21 protein-coding genes and 1 pseudogene are annotated in these 24,362 nt (G+C 37.4%); 21 read left to right on the forward strand and 1 reads right to left on the reverse strand.

Features of this window, described 5'->3' with window-relative positions:
• The first annotated feature begins 49 nt into the window (after positions 1 to 49).
• Positions 50 to 385 carry a YkvA family protein gene (locus tag LMD38_RS11220; protein WP_048555286.1) on the forward strand — a complete coding sequence of 112 codons (336 nt, stop codon included), beginning with the start codon at positions 50 to 52 and terminating at the stop codon, positions 383 to 385.
• Positions 346 to 510 (forward strand): annotated as a pseudogene (locus tag LMD38_RS11225) (IS4 family transposase); the annotation flags it as partial. The gene LMD38_RS11220 and the pseudogene LMD38_RS11225, both read left to right, overlap by 40 nt.
• A gap of 87 nt (positions 511 to 597) precedes the next feature.
• On the opposite strand, the gene LMD38_RS11230 reads toward LMD38_RS11225, so the two are convergent.
• Positions 598 to 1,143: a dihydrofolate reductase family protein gene (locus LMD38_RS11230; protein ID WP_062821352.1), complete on the reverse strand. Its 546-nt coding sequence runs from the start codon at positions 1,141 to 1,143 to the stop codon at positions 598 to 600.
• 347 nt (positions 1,144 to 1,490) lie between these two features.
• Here LMD38_RS11230 and LMD38_RS11235 point away from each other — a divergent pair, with 347 nt between their 5' ends.
• The 19 genes from LMD38_RS11235 (at position 1,491) to LMD38_RS11325 (ending at position 24,332) form a co-directional block, all read left to right on the forward strand.
• Entirely contained in the window at positions 1,491 to 2,000 is a 510-nt protein-coding gene (locus LMD38_RS11235; RefSeq protein ID WP_016717942.1) for a DinB family protein, read from the forward strand.
• Between the two features lie 514 nt (positions 2,001 to 2,514).
• Positions 2,515 to 2,841: an arsenical resistance operon transcriptional regulator ArsR gene (arsR, locus tag LMD38_RS11240; RefSeq protein ID WP_161939634.1), complete on the forward strand. Its 327-nt coding sequence runs from the start codon at positions 2,515 to 2,517 to the stop codon at positions 2,839 to 2,841.
• Positions 2,842 to 2,901: 60 nt separating this feature from the next.
• Positions 2,902 to 3,339 carry an ArsI/CadI family heavy metal resistance metalloenzyme gene (locus tag LMD38_RS11245; RefSeq protein ID WP_001271015.1) on the forward strand — a complete coding sequence of 146 codons (438 nt, stop codon included), beginning with the start codon at positions 2,902 to 2,904 and terminating at the stop codon, positions 3,337 to 3,339.
• 18 nt (positions 3,340 to 3,357) lie between these two features.
• Positions 3,358 to 4,398: an ACR3 family arsenite efflux transporter gene (gene arsB, locus LMD38_RS11250; RefSeq protein ID WP_062821351.1), complete on the forward strand. Its 1,041-nt coding sequence runs from the start codon at positions 3,358 to 3,360 to the stop codon at positions 4,396 to 4,398.
• 20 nt (positions 4,399 to 4,418) lie between these two features.
• On the forward strand, positions 4,419 to 4,823 hold the full coding sequence (arsC, locus tag LMD38_RS11255; RefSeq protein ID WP_062821350.1) for an arsenate reductase (thioredoxin): 405 nt from the start codon (positions 4,419 to 4,421) through the stop codon (positions 4,821 to 4,823).
• A 322-nt stretch (positions 4,824 to 5,145) separates the two neighbouring features.
• On the forward strand, positions 5,146 to 6,156 hold the full coding sequence (locus LMD38_RS11260; protein ID WP_016717939.1) for a LacI family DNA-binding transcriptional regulator: 1,011 nt from the start codon (positions 5,146 to 5,148) through the stop codon (positions 6,154 to 6,156).
• 41 nt (positions 6,157 to 6,197) lie between these two features.
• Positions 6,198 to 6,629: an L-fucose mutarotase gene (gene fucU / locus LMD38_RS11265; RefSeq protein WP_062821349.1), complete on the forward strand. Its 432-nt coding sequence runs from the start codon at positions 6,198 to 6,200 to the stop codon at positions 6,627 to 6,629.
• 59 nt (positions 6,630 to 6,688) lie between these two features.
• The gene (locus LMD38_RS11270) at positions 6,689 to 8,194 is read left to right on the forward strand and encodes a sugar ABC transporter ATP-binding protein (RefSeq protein WP_061182916.1); all 1,506 of its coding nucleotides are present in this window, start codon (positions 6,689 to 6,691) and stop codon (positions 8,192 to 8,194) included.
• Positions 8,195 to 8,228: 34 nt separating this feature from the next.
• Complete coding sequence (locus LMD38_RS11275) at positions 8,229 to 9,233, forward strand: ABC transporter permease (RefSeq protein WP_080444099.1); 1,005 nt, start codon at positions 8,229 to 8,231, stop codon at positions 9,231 to 9,233.
• A 46-nt stretch (positions 9,234 to 9,279) separates the two neighbouring features.
• Positions 9,280 to 10,275, forward strand: a complete 996-nt coding sequence (locus tag LMD38_RS11280) for an ABC transporter substrate-binding protein (protein ID WP_062821348.1) — start codon at positions 9,280 to 9,282, stop codon at positions 10,273 to 10,275.
• Positions 10,276 to 10,328: 53 nt separating this feature from the next.
• Complete coding sequence (locus tag LMD38_RS11285) at positions 10,329 to 10,979, forward strand: class II aldolase/adducin family protein (RefSeq protein ID WP_062821347.1); 651 nt, start codon at positions 10,329 to 10,331, stop codon at positions 10,977 to 10,979.
• Between the two features lie 28 nt (positions 10,980 to 11,007).
• The gene (locus LMD38_RS11290; protein WP_062821346.1) at positions 11,008 to 12,501 is read left to right on the forward strand and encodes a rhamnulokinase; all 1,494 of its coding nucleotides are present in this window, start codon (positions 11,008 to 11,010) and stop codon (positions 12,499 to 12,501) included.
• A 1-nt stretch (position 12,502) separates the two neighbouring features.
• Positions 12,503 to 14,293: an L-fucose isomerase gene (locus tag LMD38_RS11295; protein WP_062821345.1), complete on the forward strand. Its 1,791-nt coding sequence runs from the start codon at positions 12,503 to 12,505 to the stop codon at positions 14,291 to 14,293.
• A 187-nt stretch (positions 14,294 to 14,480) separates the two neighbouring features.
• Entirely contained in the window at positions 14,481 to 16,550 is a 2,070-nt protein-coding gene (locus LMD38_RS11300; protein WP_062821344.1) for a bifunctional aldolase/short-chain dehydrogenase, read from the forward strand.
• 160 nt (positions 16,551 to 16,710) lie between these two features.
• Positions 16,711 to 20,181 carry a glycosyl hydrolase family 95 catalytic domain-containing protein gene (locus tag LMD38_RS11305; RefSeq protein WP_227585586.1) on the forward strand — a complete coding sequence of 1,157 codons (3,471 nt, stop codon included), beginning with the start codon at positions 16,711 to 16,713 and terminating at the stop codon, positions 20,179 to 20,181.
• Positions 20,182 to 20,474: 293 nt separating this feature from the next.
• Positions 20,475 to 21,305 (forward strand): GNAT family N-acetyltransferase, encoded by an 831-nt coding sequence (locus tag LMD38_RS11310; RefSeq protein ID WP_227585585.1) that lies wholly within the window; start codon positions 20,475 to 20,477, stop codon positions 21,303 to 21,305.
• 56 nt (positions 21,306 to 21,361) lie between these two features.
• Complete coding sequence (locus tag LMD38_RS11315; RefSeq protein WP_227585584.1) at positions 21,362 to 22,345, forward strand: phosphotransferase; 984 nt, start codon at positions 21,362 to 21,364, stop codon at positions 22,343 to 22,345.
• A gap of 55 nt (positions 22,346 to 22,400) precedes the next feature.
• A complete protein-coding gene (locus tag LMD38_RS11320; protein ID WP_227585583.1) occupies positions 22,401 to 23,000 on the forward strand; it encodes a DJ-1/PfpI family protein in 600 nt (199 codons plus the stop codon).
• 336 nt (positions 23,001 to 23,336) lie between these two features.
• Positions 23,337 to 24,332, forward strand: a complete 996-nt coding sequence (locus tag LMD38_RS11325) for a CgeB family protein (protein ID WP_227585582.1) — start codon at positions 23,337 to 23,339, stop codon at positions 24,330 to 24,332.
• Positions 24,333 to 24,362: the final 30 nt, after the last annotated feature.

The following is a 24,362-nucleotide window of genomic DNA, read 5'->3' on the forward strand; positions in this document are numbered from 1 at the left end:
ATGAAAAAATGGGCTAGAAACTAAAAAAAAACAACTTCTTGTACTTTATTTGGCATATCGAGATGAAAGAGTCCCTTGGTATGCTAAATTATTTACAATGCTTGTTGTTGCGTATGCTTTTAGTCCTATAGATTTAATCCCAGACTTCATTCCAATCTTGGGGTATCTTGATGATTTGATTCTTGTACCATTAGGTGTATACTTGGCATTAAAACTGATTCCTAAAGAAGTGTTGGAGGATTGTAAAAGAAAGGTAGAGGAAAGACAGATAACAAGCAAACCAAAGAATTGGATAACAGGCATTATTATCATTACTCTCTGGATCCTTGTCTTTGTATGGGCTGTAAAAATTGCAAACCTGATTATTTTCAGGATGAAAGAATAAAGAAAGCTACAGAGTATATACAGCTAGATATGGAGGTATTAATGAGCTCTCTCCAAACAGGACAAACATATGGAATATCCGATGCCTATGTAGGTATGACTGATAAAGTACTAACCCGTGTGATTTTTATAAATTAATATATGTATTATCTTATAAAAAAACTCAGCAGGATTTATTCTGATGAGTTTTTTGTTTATATAATTTATCAATAATTATTCTTTTTTCTCCAGCTGATAGGAAAGAATAACGACACCTGAACTGGTCGTTCTTGTTTCTATAAGTTTTAATGCTTTCGTATTGCTCTGGTCTTTAAAGAGACGCTTTCCGCTTCCTACGATAACGGGATTGACCATAAAATGATATTCATCAATGAGGTCGTGTTGCATCAATGTTTGTATAAGCTCACCACTACCATAAATTAAAAGGTTCTGACCGGGCTGTTCCTTCAGTTTCGATATTTCTTCTACAATATTACCCTTGATAAGATTTGCATTCCATTCGGTTTCTTCTAAAGTTGTTGAGGCAACAAATTTAGGCATGCTGTTCATCTTATCAGCAAAACCTTCTTCATCAGTCATAGAAGGCCAGGCAGCTGCAAAACCTTGATAGGTTACTCGCCCTAGTAGAAGCGCTTCACTTTCAAACAGTAAATTGGATTGAAACTTTGCCACTTCTTCATTGAAATATGGAGCAGTCCAAGCTGGTTCCTCCATGACACCATCTAGTGAGAGGTACATCGATACAATGATTTTTCTCATTTTGTTCTCCTTTAGTTTTAAATTGAGATTTTTACATATTGGTAACACAATTATTAATTCTCCAACTAGAGAAATTCTCCCTTTTTAATAGTTTCGACAAAATGTATTTATGTATGTTTTGGAATAATCTAATATATATTAATAACTTTGAAATATTGTATAACTTCTAATTTTTATGCATTATTGTTTAGCGTTGCTTATTGTGCTAACGAATCAGGATAGTGTGGCGACCGACTAAATAGTTGCTTATCCTCAATTATTAGAAGGGAAGTGTTATCATTTCGCGAATTGATTAGACATAGACGAGTGCTATAATTTTCTATATATACATAAAGAGGTGACTACGCATGAATCAAAGACCGTCAGAAGAAGAATACGCTGGGAGCTCCGGCGAATATATCCGTTTGGTGCCAGACGGTAATATCATTGACATTTTGCTCGCCCAAGAAAAGCAAATGACCGAGCTCCTGGCATCGTTGACCGAAAGCCAGGCCGCATATCGGTATGCGGAAGGAAAATGGACACTGAAAGAAGTCGTGGGCCACATTACAGACGCGGAACGCGTTATGACCTACCGCCTGCTCCGGTTCGCAAGAGGGGACCAGACGCCTTTGACCGGTTTCGATCAGGAATTATTCATACCTCCTTTCGGAAGCTGGACAACCGCGCAATTAGCCGAAGATTACCGGGCCGTACGGCAATCAACGATTACATTGCTGTGCGGGCTACCAGCGGAGGCGTGGATCCGCAAGGGCACAGCCAACAACCTAAGCATTACGGCGCGCGCCCTCGCGTACGGCATTGCAGGACACGAACTTCATCACATGGGAGTCATCCGAAACCGATACTTGAGTTAATCGTCGGCTGAGGCCTTTGGAATGGAACTAACACATCTCATGCAACCTTAGATACCGTTTTTATTGGGGTCCCGACCCACAACCATCAACTTAAGGATTTAGACTATTTTTGAAATTAAAAGCACGTTACTATTCTCTTATGTTAATGAGAAAGGGTGACGTGCTTTTTATGAATATGCACCAAAAAACAAGAGTTATCTTTATTTGCCGAAGAGTTATATTGATTTTCCTCATTTGGGGGTATTTGTCTTTCTTAGATTGATGGTGATGGGGGAATACTCTATAATGGTCAAATTAAAATTTAAAACAGTTATAGAGACTCCACCACTGGGGAAGATTATAACTATCAAGTTGTAAAAAGAACTGTAGTTTTTCATTGTTGAAAAAGCTATGGTCTTTTTTTATTGTAACAAAGATAGGATGCGAGGAAGTTTTTTGTAAATCAAAAAAACTTGATGAACTAGTTGCATATAAAACTCATCTGCGTATATACTATATATATCAAAAAAAATTGATGAAGGGAGAGGAAACTACAGTGGCACAGGATTTTAAGTTATATGAGAAAAAGTTTAAAGCGTTGGCGGATCAAAAGCGATTAGAGATTATGTATGAACTTTGCCAGCGAGGCCAGACGTGTGTATGTGATTTAACAGAAGTTTTTGAAATGACACAATCTAAGTTGTCCTATCATTTAAAGATTTTATTAGATGCAGGTTTAATTGTAAAAGAAACAAAAGGTACGTGGAGTTATTATGATTTAAATGATGCGGAAGTAAATAATTTATTATCAGAAGAATTGTGCTGTATTTTTAGAAAAACAGGAAAAGGTAGCTGTTGTTAAAATTTTGCGCTATTAATCAAAAAAAATTGATAAATGACATATAAAGAGGAGGAATAAGGTATGAGATATGTTCACGTTGGTATAAATGTTACGAATTTAGAGAAGTCTATTGAGTTTTACGAAAAGGTATTTGGTGTATCGCCAGTTAAGGTGAAAACGGATTATGCAAAATTTTTATTAGAGACGCCAGGGCTTAATTTTACGCTGAACGTACGAGATGAAGTGAAGGGAAATCAGGTAAATCATTTCGGTTTCCAAGTGGATACAGCTGAAGAAATCACATTACATAAAGAACGATTAGAAAAAGAAGGTTTCTTCGCTCGTGATGAGATGGATACGACTTGTTGCTATGCGGTTCAAGATAAGTTTTGGGTAACGGATCCTGATGGGAATGAGTGGGAATTCTTTTATACGAAAGCACATAGTGATGTTCATAAAATAGAAGAGTCATCTTGTTGCACGACTTCAAATGAGGTAGCTAAAAATTCTTGTTGTTAATAGGAGATGGAAAATAAAATGAAACGTTTATCTTTTCTAGACCGATATTTAACACTATGGATTTTTCTAGCGATGGCTGTTGGGATTGGTTTAGGATTTGTATTCCCTAGTGTAGTAGACGGACTGAATACATTACAGGTTGGAACGACGTCTATTCCGCTTGCTGTTGGTTTAATTGTCATGATGTATCCACCATTAGCAAAAGTTCGCTATGAGGAAATGGGCCGAGTATTTAAAGATGTAAAAGTGTTAGTTTTATCTTTAGTACAAAACTGGATTATTGGTCCGGTACTTATGTTTGTGTTAGCAATTATTTTTCTTCCTGATAAACCAGAATACATGGTTGGTCTCATTATGATTGGGTTAGCACGTTGCATTGCAATGGTCATTGTTTGGAATGATCTAGCTGATGGTGATAAAGAATATGCGGCAGGTTTAGTCGCTTTTAATTCGGTATTCCAAATGCTCTTTTTCTCGGTTTATGCATACGTATTTGTAACAGTCATTCCAGAATGGTTAGGGATTGAAGGGGCTATTGTCGATATTACAATGACAGAAGTAGCGAAATCAGTATGTATCTATTTAGGAATTCCTTTTATAGCAGGTATGTTGACACGCTTTGTACTAGTTAAGTTAAAAGGAAGACAATGGTATGAAAAGGTGTTTATACCGAAGATTAGTCCACTTACATTACTTGCATTATTATTTACAATCATCATTATGTTTTCCTTAAAAGGAGAGATGATTGTTAGTGTGCCACTCGATGTAGTAAGAATAGCGATTCCGTTATTAATCTATTTTATTGTAATGTTTTTCGTTTCTTTCTTTATGGGGAGAAAAATTGGTGCAAACTATCCGGTGACTACAACGTTAGCGTTTACAGCAGGTAGTAATAATTTTGAGTTAGCGATTGCTGTAGCAGTTGGTGTGTTTGGTATTCATTCGGGCGCAGCATTCGCAGCTGTCATTGGACCGTTAGTTGAAGTACCTGTCATGATTGCACTTGTAAATGTTGCTTTTTGGTTTAAACGTAAATATTTTAATGATCAATCAACTTAAAAACAAAGGTGGAAAACAACATGGAAAACAAAAGGATAATCTACTTTTTATGTACAGGAAATTCATGCCGAAGCCAAATGGCAGAAGCATGGGGGAAACAATATTTAGGGGATAAGTGGAATGTGTATTCTGCGGGAATCGAAGCACATGGAGTGAATCCAAATGCTATTAAAGCAATGAACGAAGTAAATATTGACATAACAAATCAAACATCAGATATAATTGATGCAAACATTTTAAATCGTGCTGATTTAGTCGTTACGCTTTGTAGTCACGCAGATTCTGTCTGTCCTTCAACACCTCCGCACGTGAATCGTGTTCACTGGGGATTTGATGATCCAGCAGGAAAAGAGTGGGCTGAGTTTCAGCGAGTTCGTGATGAAATTGGTGAACGTATAAAGCGATTTTCTGAAATAGGGGAGTAAATAAAGGAAAGAGTCAACTCACTCGAGTAGGCTCTTTTTTTATGTGCTATGAAACTTCAAAATAGAACAATATTGCGTTAGCGGAATATGTAATAAACGCTTATCTAATCACGAAAAAAACGAGTCCATTCACGTTTTTCAGGTTATCTGATGAATAGGTGTATTTTTGTGAAAAAAATGTTTGTAAAAAGTATTGAAATGTTCTGAAAATTAAATTATTATTATCCATGTAAACTACTAAGTAATCGTTTACATGGATGAATTAAGGGTTGAAACGAAACTGAAGTAAACGATTTCTTGAAAATTTAGAAAGAGTGATGAAATGGCTAAGTCTACAATTAAAGATGTTGCAATGGAAGCGAATGTGTCTACAGCTACAGTATCTCGGGTGTTAAACGATAGCGGATTTGTAAGTGACGACATTAAAGATCGTGTTCATTTAGCTGTGAAAAAATTGAATTATCAACCAAATGCGATTGCTAGAAGTTTAAAGCAAGATAAAACATACACGATTGGTGTTGTGATTCCAGATATAACAAACCAGTATTACATGACAATTTCAAAGGCGATTGAAGATATTGTACAGCAAAAGGGCTATAACCTTATTTTTTGTAGTAGTCACGAAAATCCTAAGAAAGAGGATAAATTGTTGCAGCTACTGGTGGAACAACGGGTAGATGCGATTGTATTGGCTACTGCTGGAGGTTGTGAAGAAAGAGTAAGAAGTATTCATCAAGCTGGTGTACCAATAGTTTTAGTTGATCGGACTGTTGAGATTGGAGATTCAAAATTAGATTCGGTTGTAGAAAGTAATTTTGAAAGTGCTTATAGATTAACGAGCTATCTCTTACAACAGGGGCATAGATCGATCGGTCTTGTAAATGGATTGTTAAACGTTAGTACAGGTAAAGAGCGCTATGAAGGATTTCAGAAAGCTTTAGAAGAGTTTGGGATTCAAGAAGATGAAAACTATACGTTTAATAGCACTTTCACAAGAGAAGGTGGTATGAAAGCAGTTGATTATTTTCTGAATTTCACTGAGAAACCGTCAGCAATTCTATCTTTGAACAATGAAATGGCATTTGGTGTTCTTCTTGAATTAACGAGGAGGGGTTACTCTGTACCAGAGGACATCGTGATTGCTTCTTTTGGTGATGTGGAAGCAGCACAATTATTACGAGCGCCTGGGATTATATCAGTCGCTCACAAACCATATGAAATGGGAGAAAGGGTAGGTGATATATTATTGAAACGTTTAAATCATGAAGAAGGTCCCTTTCATGAAATATTTACACCAAAGTTATTAATAGATGCACAAAGTATAAGTAGTTGAAACGTATTTTCGTTAAGTTAAAAATCGGAAGGGAGATAGAAATGCTAAAAGGAATACCGAAAATAATGAGTCCAGATTTAATGAAAGTTCTTTTAGAAATGGGGCATGGGGATGAGATTGTTTTAGCGGATGGCAATTTCCCCGCTGCCTCTTGCGGGACGAAGCTAATTCGATGTGAAGGTCATGGGGTTGTTGAAGTATTACAGGCAATTTTGCAATTCTTTCCACTCGATACGTATAGTAATCATTCTGTTTCGTTAATGAAGGTTGTAAAGGGGGATCATGTATCCCCCTCCATTTGGGAAACGTATGATGCGACAATTAAAAAATATGATACTCATTTTGATGGGTTTGAGATGATTGACCGCTTTGCGTTTTATGAGAGGGCAAAGAAGGCGTATGCGATTGTTGCAACGAGTGAGAGTGCTCTTTATGGCAATATCATTTTAAAAAAGGGTGTGGTTACGGATTAACGCATGATGAAACTAATATATTATTTGAATAAAAAATTGATAAGGTAGTAGGTGATAGGATGAGTGAATTGCTACTGAAAATGGATGGAATTAGTAAAGCGTTCCCTGGTGTGCAAGCGCTTTCTAATGTGCGGTTTGAATTGAAAAAAGGCGAAGTTCACGCACTTTTGGGAGAGAATGGAGCCGGAAAATCTACATTAATGAAAATTTTAACAGGGATTTATCAAAGGGATACTGGAACGATTGCATACGAAGGAAGAGAAATCGAGGTTCCCGATACAAAAGCAGCACAAAGACTTGGAATCAGTATAATCCATCAGGAACTTAATTTAGCTCCGCATTTAACGGTTGCCCAAAATATTTTTATTGGAAGAGAACCTAAAGGGCTATTTAATCTTTTTTTGGATGAAAAAGAACTAAATAACAGAGCAAAAAAACTATTTGAAAGGTTAAACATTCATCTAGATCCTAAAGAATTGGTAGGTGATTTGACAGTTGCGAAACAACAAATGGTTGAGATTTCCAAAGCCCTTTCCTTTGATTCGAAAATATTAATTATGGATGAGCCAACCGCAGCTTTAACGGATACGGAAATTGATGCATTGTTTGTTATGATTCGAAAATTACGACAAGATGGTGTGGGAATTGTATATATCTCTCACCGCATGGAGGAGCTTAAGAAAATTACGGACCGTGTATCGATTATGCGAGATGGTACATACGTAGGAACGATGAACACGAAGGATGCAACGATTGAACAAATTATCTCGATGATGGTTGGAAGGAAAATTGATAACAATCAAAAACCAGAAATGAAAGAGAGAACGAGAGAAAAAGTGTTTGAAGTAAAAAATTTAAAGAGAGGGAACACGATAAAGGATGTAAGCTTTGAACTGTATAAAGGGGAAATCGTTGGCTTTGCTGGATTGATGGGAGCTGGAAGAACAGAAGTAGCCCGTGCTATATTTGGGGCAGATCCACTTGATTCAGGGGAGATTTTTATTAAAGGAAAAAGACAGAATATTAAAAATCCTTATGATGCAGTGCAACATGGAATTGGATATTTATCTGAGGATCGAAAGCAGTTTGGACTTCTAGTTGGGATGGATGTCAAAACAAATATTGCAATGGCATCGATGAAAGATTATGTGAAACCTTTTGGCTGGATGCATGTATCTAAAGTGGATCAACAATCTGAGGAATTAATTAAGAGGTTAAAAATAAAAACACCATCAGGTAATCAATTAGTGAAAAATCTTTCAGGAGGGAATCAGCAAAAAGTTGTTATAGGCAAGTGGTTGACTAGAGATTCAGACATTTTAATCTTTGATGAGCCTACTCGTGGTATTGATATTGGGGCAAAAGACGAAATTTATAAGTTACTACACGATTTAGCACAGCAAGGAAAATCTATTATTATGATTTCCTCAGAACTTCCTGAAATTTTAAGAATCAGCCACCGCGTAATTGTTATGTGTGAAGGCAAAATAACAGGAGAATTGAAAAATGATGAAAAAGCATCGCAAGAAGCGATTATGACTCTTGCAACAAAACGCATTATGTAATGGATATTAACGGATGATAAAGGAGTGAACAAGAATGGAAATACAAAAGGTAGTCGAACTTCCAGTTGAAGGGAAGATGAGGAAAGGGATGAATTCAAATGCTCTTCAGCAGCTTCTAGCATTTGCAAGCTTAATTGTACTTGTTGTCATTTTTTCAATTGCTTCAGCTAATTTTCTGCAATTTGATAACATTATAGGCATCTTTTTATCAACAGCTGTTACAGGCATCCTTGCTTTAGGGGCAACGATGATTATCGTTACAAGTGGAATTGATTTATCCTGTGGAACCGTACTAACCTTGTCTTCTGTGATGACAGGTGTATTTGCTGTCAACTTAGGTTTACCAGTTTGGGTAGCTGTACTCGGAGGTATTTTAATAGGTGCCGTAGTAGGTTTAATTTCTGGAGCTGCAATTGCAAAGTTGAAGATTCCCCCATTTATTGCAACGTTAGCGATGATGATGATCGCGAAAGGATTGGCACTTGTTATTTCGAAAGCCACTCCAATTTATTTCACTTCTATACCAAGCTTTAACAAAATTGCGATGGGTTCTATTATTCCTGGCTTTGCTATTCCAAATGCTGTTTTCATCTTTTTTGGAATGGCTATTTTCGCAAGCTTAATTTTAAATAAAACGATTATCGGAAGGTATACATTTGCACTAGGAAGCAATGAAGAAGCGACCAGGCTTTCTGGAGTAAATGTTGATAAGTGGAAAATCATTATCTACATGCTTGCAGGTGTTTTTACTGGTGTTGCAGGGATTATCATGGCATCTCGTCTAAATTCTGCCCAGCCAGCTTTAGGTGCAGGATATGAATTAGAAGCAATCGCAGCAGTCGTTATCGGAGGAACTTCTTTAAGTGGTGGTAAAGGAACAATTCTTGGTACTGTTATCGGTGCATTGATTATGAGTGTGTTAACAAATGGTCTTCAAATCCTTTCCGTACCGCAAGAGTGGCAAACAGTAGTTGTTGGAGCGGTTATCTTATTAGCAGTTTACGCAGATGTGTTACGAAACAAAAAAGCAAAGAATTAACTGGCTACTGTTTTAAAAATAAAACAATATATAGGGGGAGTTTTGGATGAAGAAAGCAAAAAAGGGCATCGTTTTATCATCAATTCTTGCAATTTCAATGTTTATGGGAGCGTGTTCTTCAAACAATGCAAGCACGGGAAGTAAGGATAGTGATGCTCCTGCAAAAGATAACGGGAAACGTTATGTGGCTATCATTTCAAAAGGGTTCCAGCATCAGTTCTGGCAGGCTGTTAAAAAAGGAGCTGAGCAAGCAGCAGATGAGTATAAGGTGAATATTACATTTGTAGGTCCTGAAACGGAAGCGCAAGTTGATAAACAAGTTGAAATGCTCCGTAGCACACTTGATAAAAAACCAGATGCGATTGGTTTCGCGGCATTAGACTCTAAGGCAGCTCTTCCTTTGTTAGAACAAGCAAAAAACAAAAAAATTCCTGTTGTTGCGTTTGACTCAGGTGTTGAGGGAGATATACCTGTAGCAACAGCGGCAACAGATAATAAAGCAGCGGCAGCTCTTGCAGCTGAGAAAATGGCTGGATTAATTGGTGAAAAAGGAGAAGTAGCAGTAGTTGCTCACGACCAGACAAGTAAAACAGGTGTTGAACGCCGAGATGGTTTTGTAAATACAATCAAATCAAAGTATCCAAACATCAAACTTGTTGATATCCAGTATGGTAGCGGCGATCAATTAAAATCGACTGACGCTGCTAAGGCAATTATGCAAGCACACCCAAATGTAAAAGGTATTTTCGGTACAAATGAAGGGTCTGCGATTGGGGTAGTAAATGCTGTTAAAGAATTGAACAAAAAGAGTGTAGTAGTAGTGGGCTTTGACTCTGGAAAACTACAAATTGATGCGATTAAGAGCGGAGTAATGGCAGGTGCGATTACGCAAAATCCAATTGGAATTGGTTATGAAACTGTTAAAGCAGCTGTTGAGAACCTAGATGGGAAACAAGTATCCAAAACAATTGACACTGGTTTTTATTGGTACGATAAAAAGAACATTGATGATCCAAAGATTAAGGAAGTTCTATATCAATAAAATTTAAATCGAAACTAGCGGTGCAAATAAATGAGAAACTGAGGTGCATACCATTGCCGAGTGTAATAAATGATTTGAAAGTATATGCAAATAAGATTGTTCAAACGGGTCTTGTAGTAGGAGCAGGTGGAAATTTAAGTATGAGAGATGGGAATATGATGTATATCTCTCCGAGCGGTTTTGATTTGCAAGAGATAGAAGACCACGAATGGGTACGTGTCAATATTGAAACGGGTGAGATATTGGATGATTTAAAACCATCTTCTGAAATATTAATGCATCTGGAATGTTTTCGTAAACGTCCTGATATAACAGCTGTTTTACATGCTCATCCAAGTTATTCGGTAGGTGTATCATGTACTGGTCATACCATTCCGAGTCTATTCCCAGATTTTCCAGCAATGATCAAAAGCGTATCTTATCTTGAATATATGATTCCGACTACAGAAGTATTGGCTACTGCTGTATCAAATGTGATTGAAGAAAATGATGTAGTCGTAATGAGGAATCACGGGGTACTTACGGTTGGTAAAACAATGAAAGAAGCATATTTTCTCATGCAAATTCTAGAAGAAGCAGCAAAAGTATATACAATCGCATCGACTGTAGGCGTGCCAAGAATTCTTACAGAGGAAGAATGTCACGAATTAAGAAATCTATCTTCTGAGAAATATAGATTACAACTACTAAAAGATGGGGAGTAATTGAAGTGTTTCCGAGGGGTGTGAAGGAATGGAAAAAGTTTGGGCTTTTGATTTAGGTGCATCTAATGGGCGTTTAATGGTAAGTGGATTTGATGGGAAACGCCTTTATCTGGAAGAAGTTCACCGGTTCTCCAATCGCCCTATTTACGCAACAGGTCATTATTATTGGGATATTTTAAGGATCTTCCAAGAAATGAAGAATGGAATAGGAAAAAGTATTCGAAACGGTCATAAGTCGATCGAAAGTTTATCTATCGATACGTGGGGCGTTGATTTCGGACTTCTTTCTGCAACAGGGGAATTGCTTAGCAATCCTTATTCTTATAGAGATCCGCATACAAATGATAGCTTAAAAGAAATTACGGAAGTCATTCCGAGGGATGTTTTGTTCTCTCGAACGGGAGTCACGCCAGCAGCAATTAATACGATTTGCCAGCTTCATGCTATAAAAAAGCATAACCAAAATTTAATGGAAAAGGCAAAAACGCTATTATTAACGCCAAACTTGCTGAGCTATTTATTTTCAGGTGTAAAGGCGAATGAATATACGATTAGTACAACGACATCGTTATTTAACATTCACGAGCGTAATTGGGATAATGCCCTCATGACAAAGTTGAGCTTGCCTACAGAAATGATGGCACATATTGTAATGCCAGGAACAACTCTCGGACCGACGCTTCCTTCCATTCATAACGAATTTGGCATGAAGCCTGTTAAAGTTATTGCTGGTACAGGGCATGATACAGCCTGCGCTCTTGCCGCATTACCTATAAAGTCTGAATATTCTGTGTTTATGAGTTGTGGTACATGGATTTTAATGGGAATCCAAGTAAAGGATCCAGTAATAAATGAACAGGCTTTGGAATGGGGCTTTACAAATGAAGGAACGGCAGATGGCGAGTTTCGGCTACTTAAAAATATTATGGGATTATGGCTCATTCAAGAATGTAGGGGGACTTGGGCAAAAGAAGGCAAGCTTTTTACTTACGAAGAAGAAGCAGCGTTCATTCGAAATACAAAACCATTTGCACATTTCATAGACCCAGATGATCCTTCTTTCTTCAATCCGGAAAATATGCCAAAACAAATCCTTGATTTCTGTATAAAGAGCGGTCAACAGCCGCCTGAAACGGAAGGAAGTTTCCTCCGCTGTATTTTGGAGAGTCTTTCATTCAAGTACAGATGGGTGTTAGAGAAGCTGGAAGTGTTAACTGGAAAGTCAATAGGAGTTATCCACATGGGCGGCGGTGGTATTCAAAATGATCTGTTTTGTCAATTTACCGCAAATGCGACTAACCGCCCTGTTGTAGCGGGGCCGGTTGAAGCGAGTGCAATTGGAAATGCATTATCGCAATGGATTGCGCTAGGAAAAATAAAGGATTTAAAGGAAGGTAGAGAGGTTGTTGAAAACTCGTTTCCTGTTAAACATTATCAACCTCAAAATCAATTAGAATGGCAAGAAGCATACGGCCGTTTTCTTGAAATAATCGATAACAATGTAGTAAGAAGGGAGCTTTAAAATGAAAACAGTTCATAATAGATTTTATAATACATTACCGAAAATTGGAATTAGGCCAACGATTGATGGCAGAAGAAATGGTGTACGTGAATCTCTTGAAGATATGACGATGAATCTTGCAAAATCGGTAGCGAATTTATTAACTGAAAATTTACGTCATTACAATGGCGAGGCAGTAGAATGTGTCATCGCTGATACATGTATTGGCGGTGTGGCTGAAGCGGCCAAAGCGGCTGAAAAATTTGCGATAGAGGGAGTTGGTGTTTCTATTACTGTTACACCATGCTGGTGCTATGGTTCTGAAACGATGGATACGAATCCAGACATTCCAAAAGCAGTATGGGGATTTAATGGAACAGAACGTCCAGGGGCAGTGTATCTTGCAGCTGTCTTAGCTGCCCACAATCAAAAGGGTATTCCGGCTTTCGGCATATACGGGAAAGATGTGCAAGATTTAAGTGATACATCTATTCCTGAAGATGTGCAGGGAAAATTACTTCAATTTGCAAAGTCTGGTCTTGTCGTTGCTACTTTAAAAGGAAAATCGTATCTTTCGATGGGATCTGTATCTATGGGGATTGCCGGTAGTACCGTTAACCCCGAGTTTTTCCAAGATTATTTAGGAATGAGAAATGAATATATTGATATGACCGAATTTGTCAGAAGGATAGATGAAGAGATTTATGATAAGGAAGAATATGAAAGAGCTTTAAACTGGGTGAAGGAGTATTGCCCAGAAGGTCCAGATAATAATGCGGAAGAGATGCAACGATCAAGGGAGCAAAAGAATAAAGACTGGGAAACTAGTGTGAAAATGACGTTAATTGCAAGAGATCTCATGGTTGGAAATCCGAAACTAGAGGAACTTGGTTATGGTGAAGAAGCGCTAGGGCATAACGCTATTTCCGCAGGTTTCCAAGGCCAGCGTCAATGGACGGATCATTTCCCGAATGGTGATTTTATGGAGACGATTTTAAATTCCTCATTTGATTGGAACGGAATTCGCCCGCCATACATTATGGCTACTGAAAATGATAGTTTAAATGGAGTGACGATGTTATTTGGCCATTTATTAACAAATACAGCTCAAGTTTTTGCAGATGTAAGAACGTATTGGAGCCCAGAGGCAGTAGAACGCGTGACAGGGCATAAACCTGAAGGATTGGCGGCAAATGGATTTATTCATATGATTAACTCCGGTTCAGCTGCACTTGACGGGACAGGACAACAAACGAAAGATGGAAAGCCTGCTATAAAACCATTTTGGGACATTACAGAGGAAGAAGCGCAAAAATGTTTGGCAGCTACTTCCTGGCGACCAGCTTCAACAGGATATTTCCGCGGGGGCGGGTTCTCGAGCGATTTCTTAACAAAAGGAAATATGCCTGTAACAGCAGCTCGTCTCAACCTCGTGAAAGGATTAGGACCTGTTTTACAAATTGCAGAAGGCTATACGGTTGAAATACCAGATGAGGTTCACGACGTATTGGATGGGAGAACAGATCCAACTTGGCCAACAACTTGGTTTGTGCCAAATTTAACGGGAGAAGGTGCCTTTCAAGATGTTTACACAGTAATGAATAATTGGGGTGCTAATCACTGTGTAATAAGCTACGGCCACATTGGCAGTGATTTAATTACTCTTGCTTCCATGCTCCGAATTCCTGTGAATATGCATAACGTCAAAGAAGAGGACATCTTCAGACCGAGTGCATGGGGGATGTTCGGAACAAAAGATCCAGAAGCTGCAGATTACCGTGCCTGCCAAAACTTTGGTCCATTATATCAGTAAGTGAAAAATCCCCTAGATCGTACGTCGGGGGGTTACTATAGAGCATATTTTTTCGCATTGGAATGAAAGTGTAACAATTGTAGTGTTTAAAAAAATCGCAAGTAATAGGAAACTCTTGAACAAACGGATACACACTATTTTCGTATCCGAAATAATAGAACAATAAAAAAACAACGGGGGTAAAAAGATGGTTAACAGTTTATGGAATGAAACAAAGGCATCACAATTATCACAAGGAGTAGACGAATTAGTATATCGTTCAAATTTAATTGGAACAGACCGTGCTGTATGTAATTGGGGAGGCGGAAACACATCGGTAAAGACATTTGAAAAAGATTTCCGCGGCCGTGATATAGAAGTGATGTGGGTTAAGGGAAGTGGATCAGATTTAGCAACGATGAAAGCACAAAATTTTACGGGTTTAAGAATGGAAGACATTCGTTTATTAATGGAGCGGGAAGAAATGTCAGATGAAGAAATGGTAGAGTATTTAGCTCATTGTATGATTGACAGTAAGCATCCACGTGCATCTATCGAAACATTATTACATGCTTTTTTACCTTTTAAACATGTGGATCATACACATCCAGATGCCATTATTAGTCTTTGCTGCGCACATAATGGAAGACAAATTGCGGAGGAGATTTACGGCAATCGTTTCGTTTGGGTTCCGTATGTGCGTCCTGGATTTACGTTATCTAAAATGATTGCAGAAGGTGTGAAAAATAATCCAAATGCTGAACTCGTGTTAATGGAAAAACATGGCCTAGTCGTTTGGGGAGATACGGCGAAGGAAAGCTATGAAAGAACAATTGCAGTTATTAATGAGGCAGAACAATACATCAATGAACGAGTGAATGAAAATACTGTATTCGGAGGTGAAAAATACGAAACACTCTCAGTAGAAGAGCGTAGAAGCATTCTTGCAAAAGTAATGCCGATTATTCGCGGGGCAGTTAGCGACGAAAAGAAAATGTTATTATCTTATGATGATACAGATGAAGTACTTCAATTTGTAAACAGCCACGATGCACGAGAGCTTTCGCAAGTTGGAGCAGCTTGTCCGGATCATTTAGTTCATACAAAGCGCAGTCCTCTTTATATTGATTGGGATCCGCAAACAAAAAACGTAGACGGATTAATAGAGAGTATTAAATCTGGTGTTACAAACTTTAAAGATGAGTATAAAGCTTACTTTGAACGTAACAAATACGAAGGAGACAAAATGTTTGAATCTGCACCTCGCGTTATTTTAATTCCTGGTATCGGTATGGTGAATACCGGTAAAAATGTGGCAATGTCAAAAGTAAGTGGTGCGCTGTATCATAGGGCAATTTCGGTAATGAAAGGTGCTACAACGCTCGGACGTTTCGTTTCTTTAAATGAAAATGAATCTTACAATGTGGAGTACTGGCCGCTAGAGCTGTATAAATTATCGTTAGCACCGGCTGAAGCGGAATTTTCTCGCAAAGTTGTTTTTATTACAGGTGGTGCTGGCGGAATTGGAAGCGAAACGGGACGCTGCCTCGTTTCAGAAGGTGCGCATGTCGTGCTTGCTGACTTGAATTTTGAAGGGGCAGAAAAAGTTGCGGCCGAAATTAACGAGAAGTACGGCGAAGGTCGTGCTACTGCTGTGAAAATGGATGTAACAAAAGAAGAAGAAGTAAAGGCGGCATTTGAAAAGGCAGCTCTTACTTACGGAGGCGTTGATAGTATCGTGAATAATGCAGGACTTGCGACGTCTAGTCCATTTGATGAAACGACACTTCAAGAATGGAATTTAAATATGAACGTACTTGGAACAGGCTACTTTTTAGTGGCACGTGAAGCGTTCAAGCAAATGAAACAGCAAGGCATTGGCGGGAATATGGTATTTGTCGGCTCGAAAAATTCTGTGTATGCCGGAAAAAATGCTTCGGCATACAGTTCTGTAAAAGCACTCGAAACGCATTTAGCGAGATGTATTGCAGCTGAAGGCGGTGAGTATGGTATTCGCGTAAATTCAGTTCTTCCCGATGCGGTATTGCAAGGGTCAGCTATTTGGGGTTCAAAGTGGCGTGAAGAACGTGCCGCAGCATATGGTATCGAACCTGATCAATTAGAGGAACATTACCGTAAACGTACAACATTATTAGTTAATATCTATTCGAGAGACATTGCTGAATCAATTGCTTTCTTTGCCTCCTCAAAGGCAGATAAAACAACGGGATGTATGATTACAGTTGATGGTGGGGTAGCTGCTGCATTTACTAGATAATTAGTTCGTTTTTAAAAAGGAAAAAGAGGTGTAATAGGCAAGTTTATATTTGCCTATTATGCTTTTATATAAAAGAACAGCGAATTTCAAGGGGAGAATAAAATAAGTCAATGCGTAGAAGGGGACACTTTACATTCGCTTTTCAAAAGGGGATGGAAACTTGAAACTTAAAAACCTGTTAACAGGAGGATTGCTTTTTAGTACTGTATTATTCTCTTTAGGAAGTACGGGAGAGTTTAATAAGGTAAAAGCAACATCACCTATTACGATTGAAACTCCAAAACCAGAGGGAAAGAAACTATCACTTTGGTACAACGAGCCAGCAAAAGATTGGGAAAAACAAGCATTGCCAATCGGTAATGGCTATATGGGTGGAATGGTCTTTGGTGGAGTCCAGCAAGAACGTATTCAGTTTAATGAAAAAACGCTTTGGACTGGCGGACCAAGCAGTACGAGTGAGTATACGTACGGGAATCGTGATGGGGCAGCGAGTCACTTAGGTAGCATTAGAGAAAAGTTATCAAAAGGTGATAAATCAGGAGCGGAAAGGGAATCTACGCAATTTCTCACAGGTCTCCAAAAAGGTTTTGGTTCCTATCAAAATTTTGGGGACATATACTTAGATTTTAATATGCCAGATGGATCTTCATTTTCCAATTATCGCAGGGAATTAAATTTAAATGAGGGAATTTCTACGGTGTCCTATAACTATAAAGGTGTTCAATATAATAGGGAATATTTTGCAAGTTACCCTGATCGCGTTATGGTCATGCGTTTAACTGCTAGTGAATCGAAACAGCTTTCATTAGATGTTAGACCAACGAGTGCACAGGGAGGGCAAGTAACGTCCAAAGATAACAAAATCACGATAAAAGGACAAATAGCGAATAATGGAATGAAATATGAATCGGAACTTAAAGTACTAAATGAAGGCGGTACATTAACAGCAGAGAATGGAAAAATTAAAGTAGCAAATGCAGATAGTTTAACAATTATTATGACTGCAGCTACTGATTATGAAAATAAGTACCCGAGTTATAAGGGGGAAGATCCACATCAAAAAGTTGAAAAAATTATGTCCGCTATTTCTAACAAGAGTTATGAGGTTTTAAAATATACACATATAAAAGACTATTACTCTTTATTTAATCGTGTTTCTTTAAATTTAGGAGGAGAAAAACCATCCGTTCCAACAAATGAACTACTAGCATCTTACAGTAAAGAAAACAGTAAGTATTTAGAAGAACTATTCTTCCAATATGGAAGATATTTGCTTATTTCTTCTTCAAGACCAGGAACGCTTCCTGCAAATTTACAAGGGGTATGGAATAATTCGAACACACCACCGTGGGAAAGTGATTATCATTTTAATATTAATCTCCAAATGAATTATTGGCCTGCAGAAGTGACAAATCTGTCTGAAACAGCTGAGCCATTAATGGATTATGTTGATTCATTGAGAGAACCGGGAAGGGTTTCAGCAGAAAAACATTTTGGTGTTACAGGCGGCGGGTGGACCGTTAACACGATGAATAATCCATTTGGATTTACTGCGCCTGGATGGGGATTAGGCTGGGGCTGGGCACCTAGTGCGAATGCCTTTATTGGTCAAAACCTTTGGGAGCATTACAAGTTTACGGATGATAAACAATACTTACAAGAAAAGATTTATCCGATACTGAAAGAAGCGGCAGAGTTTCATAGTAAGTTTTTAGTAGAAGATCAAAATAAGAAGTTAGTTGTTTCTCCGTGCTGGTCTCCAGAGCTTGGTGGAATTTCTAATGGATGTGCCTTTGACCAACAGTTAGTATATGAGTTGTTCTCTAATGTAATTGAAGCGAGTGAAGTTTTACAGATTGATAATGTATTTCGGGATGAGTTAAAGGCGAAAAGGGATAAATTATTCCCACCAATTCAAATTGGTAGATATGGTCAGGTGCAAGAGTGGAAGGATGATATAGATGACCCTGGCGAAACGCATAGGCACATATCCCAGTTAGTTGCGCTATATCCAGGAAGTATGATTAATCACAATACACCGGAATGGCTTGAGGCTGCTAAAGTTACTTTAAACCATCGTGGTGACGAGGGGACAGGCTGGAGTAAAGCGAATAAAATTAATTTATGGGCACGTTTGTTAGATGGTGACCATGCGTATAAAATCCTGCAAGGGCAACTTACTGGAAGTACGCTCAGCAACTTATTTGATACCCATCCGCCGTTTCAAATTGATGGGAATTTTGGCGCAACATCAGGAATTGCTGAAATGTTAATTCAAAGCCATACCGACTCCATTCAACTATTGCCTGCACTTCCGAAAGCTTGGAAGGACGGTTCTTATAAAGGATTAAGAGCACGCGGTGCATTTACGATCGATGCGGACTGGAGAAATGGCACGCCTACAGTTATTCAGGTGACTTCTGATCACGGAAACGATGTAAAGTTAAAAAGTCCAATGTTCAATACACCGTTTACTGTGACAAAAGTTGGGACGAATACACCGGTGTCATTTACGAAGGATGGCGATACGATTTCATTTAAAACGGAAGCAGGTAAAAAGTATAAAATTGAGTCTATGCTTAGTTTCGATCTAGAATCTCCGAACGGTGTAACAGCAGGAAATACAGTTAAGGTAAAGGCAAACTTATCAAACTTTGGTACGTTGAAATCTTCATCTGGAGAAGTGGTTGTAAAGGCTCCAGAGAGCTGGAATGTGAAACCGATTCAAGTAGCTTTTGAAGGCGTTGAACCAGGACAATCAAAAACAATTGAGGTGGAGTTACCTGTCCCTATTGATATAGTTGCTAATAAGTATTCCATTGAAGCGGAAGTAAACACAGATAGCGGGACGGTTCGTAAATCGAATCAAATAGAAGTAACGCCAGCAGTAAAGCTAATTTCGGCAAATGTTGACCCATATCCAATTAATAGTGAAGGTGGTTCGACTACATTAAAGGTAAAGGTCCAAAATGAAATAAAGGAAAAAGTGACACCTGGAAAAATTGAATTACAATTACCAGAAGGCTGGAATGCGCAGCCATTAGCGACAGACTTTCAATTACCAGCAGGAGGAGAGGAAACATATTCGTTTGTTATCACGCCACCATCCCAGTTTAAAGGAGTAAAAGAAGTTGGAGTTTCTGTAAAATTGGGGAATGCGGTGGTAACATCAACGAAAGTGCAAGTTGCTTCCGGCGGCATCTACCTTAGTGACATTTCATGGGTAAAAGCAACTGCTGGCTGGGCAACGGTTCAAAAGGATAAAAGTACCGACAAAAATCCAATTTCATTACTCGGAACGATAGGGCCGATTACGTACAAAAAAGGAATCGGAACGCATTCGAAGTCAGAAATTACGTACGACATATCAAATGCAACTTACAAACGATTTCATTCATACGTAGGAATCGACCAGGAGCCTGGTGGTAAAGGCGGTTCGGTCGTATTTAAAGTACTGCTTGATGGGGCAGAAGTATTTAATAGCGGTACAATGTACTATAATACGCCAGCAAAGGTTGTTGATGTTGATCTTACAGGTAAAAAAGAATTAAAACTAGTCGTTGATGATGCAGGTAACGGTAACGGAAATGATCATGCGGACTGGGCGGATGCTTGGTTGAGTTTTAAATAAGGATGATGTAATAATAGTTACTCTTTTTCGTCATACCGATTATATGTTCCCAACTATACCCTCACATGTTTATTTGGGATTTGATGATCTCGTAGGAAAAAGAGTAGTTTGAGCTTCAATGTATGAAACAATTTTTATAAATAAAGGAAAGAGTCAATCTTCTATTGCATAGGAGATTGACTCTTTTTATACATAGACTACATTGATTTACAAAAAACACTAAATTAAATAGAGAATATTCTGACGGAATGATAAAGTTAGAATAGATTGGTTTAGGAAAGGTGGTTTAACTTATGATTTCTGAATTAAGCAAGAATGATTTTTATAAATGTAGTAGTTTAATAAATGAAAGAGGTCAATTAGAAGTCAAAGCTGTAATTGCAGGGGTGAATCCTGGTCGTATATTTGTAGATAACATATCTTCCCCTAATTCGGGGCTTATTTGGTTAGGCAATAATGATGGCTTCTTTTTTATTGGAAATGCTGAAAATGAAGAGTTTAATAAAGAAATGAATCGTTTTATTAATCATGTAATAGTACCTGAGGCGAGGAAAGCAGGACTAGATTGCTTTGAAGGAATCGGGAATCATTCGAAGTGGAACAAAACAATTGAAAGAATATTTCAGCACCGTAACTTAAAGAGTTGGAATCAAAGAGTGTATATGCTAAGAAAAGAGGATTATGAAAATCATCATGAGCCTAAATTTGAACAGGGATATACTGTGCTAAAAATGAGTAAAGCTCTCTATGAAAATAATAATAACACATTTAAGAACATTGATTTTTTACAATCAAAAATTTTAGAGTTTTGGTCTTCACCAGATTGTTTTTTCAATGAAGGAATCGGTTATTGCATTGTTTATGGTGATCTAATTGTGAGTGTTTGTTTTTCAGGATTTGTATTTGAAAATATACACTGTATAGATATTGAAACAATAGAAGAGCACCAGGGGAGAAAATTAGCTCAAACGATAGCTCATAGTTTTGTGAAAGATTGTTTGGAGAATGACATTACTCCATATTGGGACTGTATGGAATTGAACAAGTCTTCTATCGCAGTTGTGGAAAATGTAGGGTTTACAAATGTGTTTAATTACGTAGGATATTATTTTCCTTTTGAGTAAATTAAGTGTATTTTACAAACCTATCATCGAGGATTTTTACATGTAAGGAGAATAGGATGAAACACATAATAAAAGACGTATTAATAAATTATTTTAAAGAAATTCATACATTAGCAGTGGAAGAAGAATTACATAATAATAGTTGGCATACAGATTTACACTATAAAATTATCGTAAATGGAAAGCGATATTCCGCAAGATTTATAAATAGCAAGCGAACAATCAATCCAGCTTTTGGAGCGTTATCAAACGAACAACTGATAGAGCAAGTACGATTTACGTATTATGTACGCGAACATGGAATTCCTTTTATGCAGATAAATAAGAATAGGGCAGGAGAGCCATTTACACTTGTCGCTTGGAATGAGGAACAATACAGATTTGTCTTGTCTAATTGGATTGAGGGAGAACATATTACACATTGTACAGAAGCTATCGCAAAAGCCTTTGGAAAGGAAGCAAGAAAGATTCATGACATATCTTGCGAATTTCAAAGCTCGATTTTTCAAAAGAAATCACATTTGGATGGGTATGCCCAGTTTATTCATATGTTAGAAAGTAAGGCAAACGCATGCAAAGAATTACGGGAGTATATAAAGCTAGCTACATATCATATAGAGTGTGCATATACGAGTGAATTAAAGTTTATCGTACAGACAGATTTAAATCCTTTGAATGTTTTATGGGACTCAAGTGAGCAGGTAAAAGGAATTGTAGATGTCGAATCAATTGGATATGTTGATCGTATTGAAGGACTAGCCTTTTTACTAAAGTGGTATTCTCGAACAGAAGGAATACATTCGCATGAAGTATGTTCAAGTGTTGCTAGTGCATTTTTAGAAGGGTATAAGGCTCATAATATTGTTACATCAAATGATTACAAAAGACTTTCTTCGTTACTATGGTTATCCGGTAGTTTAAATTGGAATTTTGTGAAGAAAACACTAAGTGTAATAAGTGATAAGAGGAAATTAGAAGAACATTTGGAAGTTTATAGAGTGAGGGGAGAAAGACTATCTTCATTATTAATTTGTACATAACATGTATTCTCCTAATTGGGGATTCAAATAAGAAACCATATGAGGTGTTCTAAAAATGAAAATACAAATTGTATTGTTTGATGGATTTGGAGAGCTTGTCTCCTTTGCACCTTTTGAAGTATTAAATAGAGCGATAGAAGAAGGGGCTCCGTTTACAGTTGAATTCGTATCAAGTGAACCAAAACAAGAAGTTACTACCTCGTTCGGAGTTACGGTTCAATTACATGATTTTTTACGAATGGATAATCGTCCAGATTTGTTAATTGTACCTGGTGGTGGCTGGAATCATAAAGCAAAGCACGGGGCACGAAAGCAAGCAGAGCTTGGTACTTTAACCAAAATGATTAGGGAGATGCACAATGAAGGAACGATTGTTGCTGGTGTTTGTACAGGAGGTATGCTACTAGCTGCATCCGGTATATTGAATGATAAAAAGGCAACAATGCATCATTTGGCGCAGAGTGAAATGAATAAATATGGAGCAGAACTTCTTCCTTACAGAATTGTGGATCAAGGGGCTATTATTACTGCAAGGGGAGTTACTTCAGGAATTGATTTAGGACTTTGGATTACGGAAAAGTTCGCAAGTTCTAAAATTGCAGCTGCTGTTGAATATAGAATGGAATATGAGCGACGGGGAGTTGTGTGGGAATAATTTTTTATTCGCTTAATCATATTTTTGTAGATATTGTAAAAGAGAAAGAGCCAATTCATACGAGTAGGCTCTTTCTTTTATATGCTCATTTTCTATGTTTAATAATTTGGCTGAATATAACCTAACTTTATTCCCTTTATGACACCTCCTCAAATCCCATCAGCCTATAAAATAAGGAAAGTTCCACATAATGGACATAAACGATGCTTATAAATATAAAGTAGGATGTTATGAAAATGAATAAAGATTGCAGAGCCTACATAAAAAGGGCCTTAGCTAAACTCAGAATATAAAGTGATTTTTTGAGAATGAGAAAATATGTATAGGAGGAAGGACATGAAAGACAACACTCCTAAGAAAATTTTATTTATTCAATCAGGAATTCCTTTTTATTATCCAATGATCGAAGCAGCAATTTTGAATAGTTTACAAAAGGTAAACAGCGATACAAGTATGGTGAGTCCAGAAAAAGCTATAAAAACCGCGTTAAAAATGAAACCAGATTTTATTTTGGTATTAAGCGGTTTAAGTGAAGAATTTAATCATATTATGCCATTCTTAAAAAAGGCAGGGTTTACTACTGGGCTTTGGCTAACAGACGATCCTTATTATACGGATGTAACACAAAACGTTGTTCCGTTTTATGACTACATATTTACGCAAGATTTAAATTGTATCAAGTTTTATAGGGGGATAGGATGTAAGAATGTATTTCATCTCCCTTTAGCAGCAAATCAAGAGGTATTTAAACCTTCTCCTAAAGAAGATACATATAAGTATGATCTTAGTTTTATAGGTACAGCATTTGAAAATAGAATTCACTTTGTTGATTCGATTGCAGAGTATTTAGTAGGGAAGAACATGAAAATTGTAGGATTCGGTTGGGAGAAGTTAAAGAATTATGAAAGATTAAAGGATAAAATTCAACTCTTGCCACTTGCAAAGTATGAAGATGCGTTACATTTTTACGTATCTACTAAAATCAATATAAATTTGCATCGTTCACTAATTGATCAGGAATTGAATTGTAATTCTGCAAATATTCAAGCGTATTCAGTAAATAATAGGACGTTTGAAATTAATGCCGTAGGTTCTTTTCAATTAACTGATATACGTCCAGATGTAGCAAAACATTACATACCAGGTGTTGAAATAGAAACTTTTAATAGTGCATCGGAGTTTATACAAAAAGCGGAGTATTATTTGGAACATGTACAAGAAAGAAAACAAGTAGCAAAAAATGGACTGGATAGAACTTTGAAACATCACACATATGATAAACGTATATTACAATTATTAAACTATATTCATTTCATAAGCGTGAAGATGTAATCTAACCATTAACTTAAATGATAAGCATTT

This window comes from Bacillus pacificus (assembly GCF_020861345.1).
GTDB classification, from domain to species: domain Bacteria; phylum Bacillota; class Bacilli; order Bacillales; family Bacillaceae_G; genus Bacillus_A; species Bacillus_A pacificus.

Excerpts from the sequence above, each read along its gene's own strand:
- LMD38_RS11245 (WP_001271015.1), top strand. The coding sequence starts at position 2,902 with ATGAGATATGTTCACGTTGGTATAAATGTTACGAATTTAGAGAAGTCT.
- LMD38_RS11235 (WP_016717942.1), top strand. The coding sequence starts at position 1,491 with ATGAATCAAAGACCGTCAGAAGAAGAATACGCTGGGAGCTCCGGCGAA.
- fucU (WP_062821349.1), top strand. The coding sequence starts at position 6,198 with ATGCTAAAAGGAATACCGAAAATAATGAGTCCAGATTTAATGAAAGTT.
- LMD38_RS11300 (WP_062821344.1), top strand. The coding sequence starts at position 14,481 with ATGGTTAACAGTTTATGGAATGAAACAAAGGCATCACAATTATCACAA.
- LMD38_RS11290 (WP_062821346.1), top strand. The coding sequence starts at position 11,008 with ATGGAAAAAGTTTGGGCTTTTGATTTAGGTGCATCTAATGGGCGTTTA.
- LMD38_RS11260 (WP_016717939.1), top strand. The coding sequence starts at position 5,146 with ATGGCTAAGTCTACAATTAAAGATGTTGCAATGGAAGCGAATGTGTCT.
- LMD38_RS11275 (WP_080444099.1), top strand. The coding sequence starts at position 8,229 with ATGGAAATACAAAAGGTAGTCGAACTTCCAGTTGAAGGGAAGATGAGG.
- LMD38_RS11325 (WP_227585582.1), top strand. The coding sequence starts at position 23,337 with ATGAAAGACAACACTCCTAAGAAAATTTTATTTATTCAATCAGGAATT.
- LMD38_RS11230 (WP_062821352.1), bottom strand. The coding sequence starts at position 1,143 with ATGAGAAAAATCATTGTATCGATGTACCTCTCACTAGATGGTGTCATG.
- LMD38_RS11310 (WP_227585585.1), top strand. The coding sequence starts at position 20,475 with ATGATTTCTGAATTAAGCAAGAATGATTTTTATAAATGTAGTAGTTTA.
- LMD38_RS11270 (WP_061182916.1), top strand. The coding sequence starts at position 6,689 with ATGAGTGAATTGCTACTGAAAATGGATGGAATTAGTAAAGCGTTCCCT.
- arsR (WP_161939634.1), top strand. The coding sequence starts at position 2,515 with ATGAAGGGAGAGGAAACTACAGTGGCACAGGATTTTAAGTTATATGAG.
- arsB (WP_062821351.1), top strand. The coding sequence starts at position 3,358 with ATGAAACGTTTATCTTTTCTAGACCGATATTTAACACTATGGATTTTT.
- arsC (WP_062821350.1), top strand. The coding sequence starts at position 4,419 with ATGGAAAACAAAAGGATAATCTACTTTTTATGTACAGGAAATTCATGC.
- LMD38_RS11320 (WP_227585583.1), top strand. The coding sequence starts at position 22,401 with ATGAAAATACAAATTGTATTGTTTGATGGATTTGGAGAGCTTGTCTCC.
- LMD38_RS11295 (WP_062821345.1), top strand. The coding sequence starts at position 12,503 with ATGAAAACAGTTCATAATAGATTTTATAATACATTACCGAAAATTGGA.
- LMD38_RS11315 (WP_227585584.1), top strand. The coding sequence starts at position 21,362 with ATGAAACACATAATAAAAGACGTATTAATAAATTATTTTAAAGAAATT.
- LMD38_RS11280 (WP_062821348.1), top strand. The coding sequence starts at position 9,280 with ATGAAGAAAGCAAAAAAGGGCATCGTTTTATCATCAATTCTTGCAATT.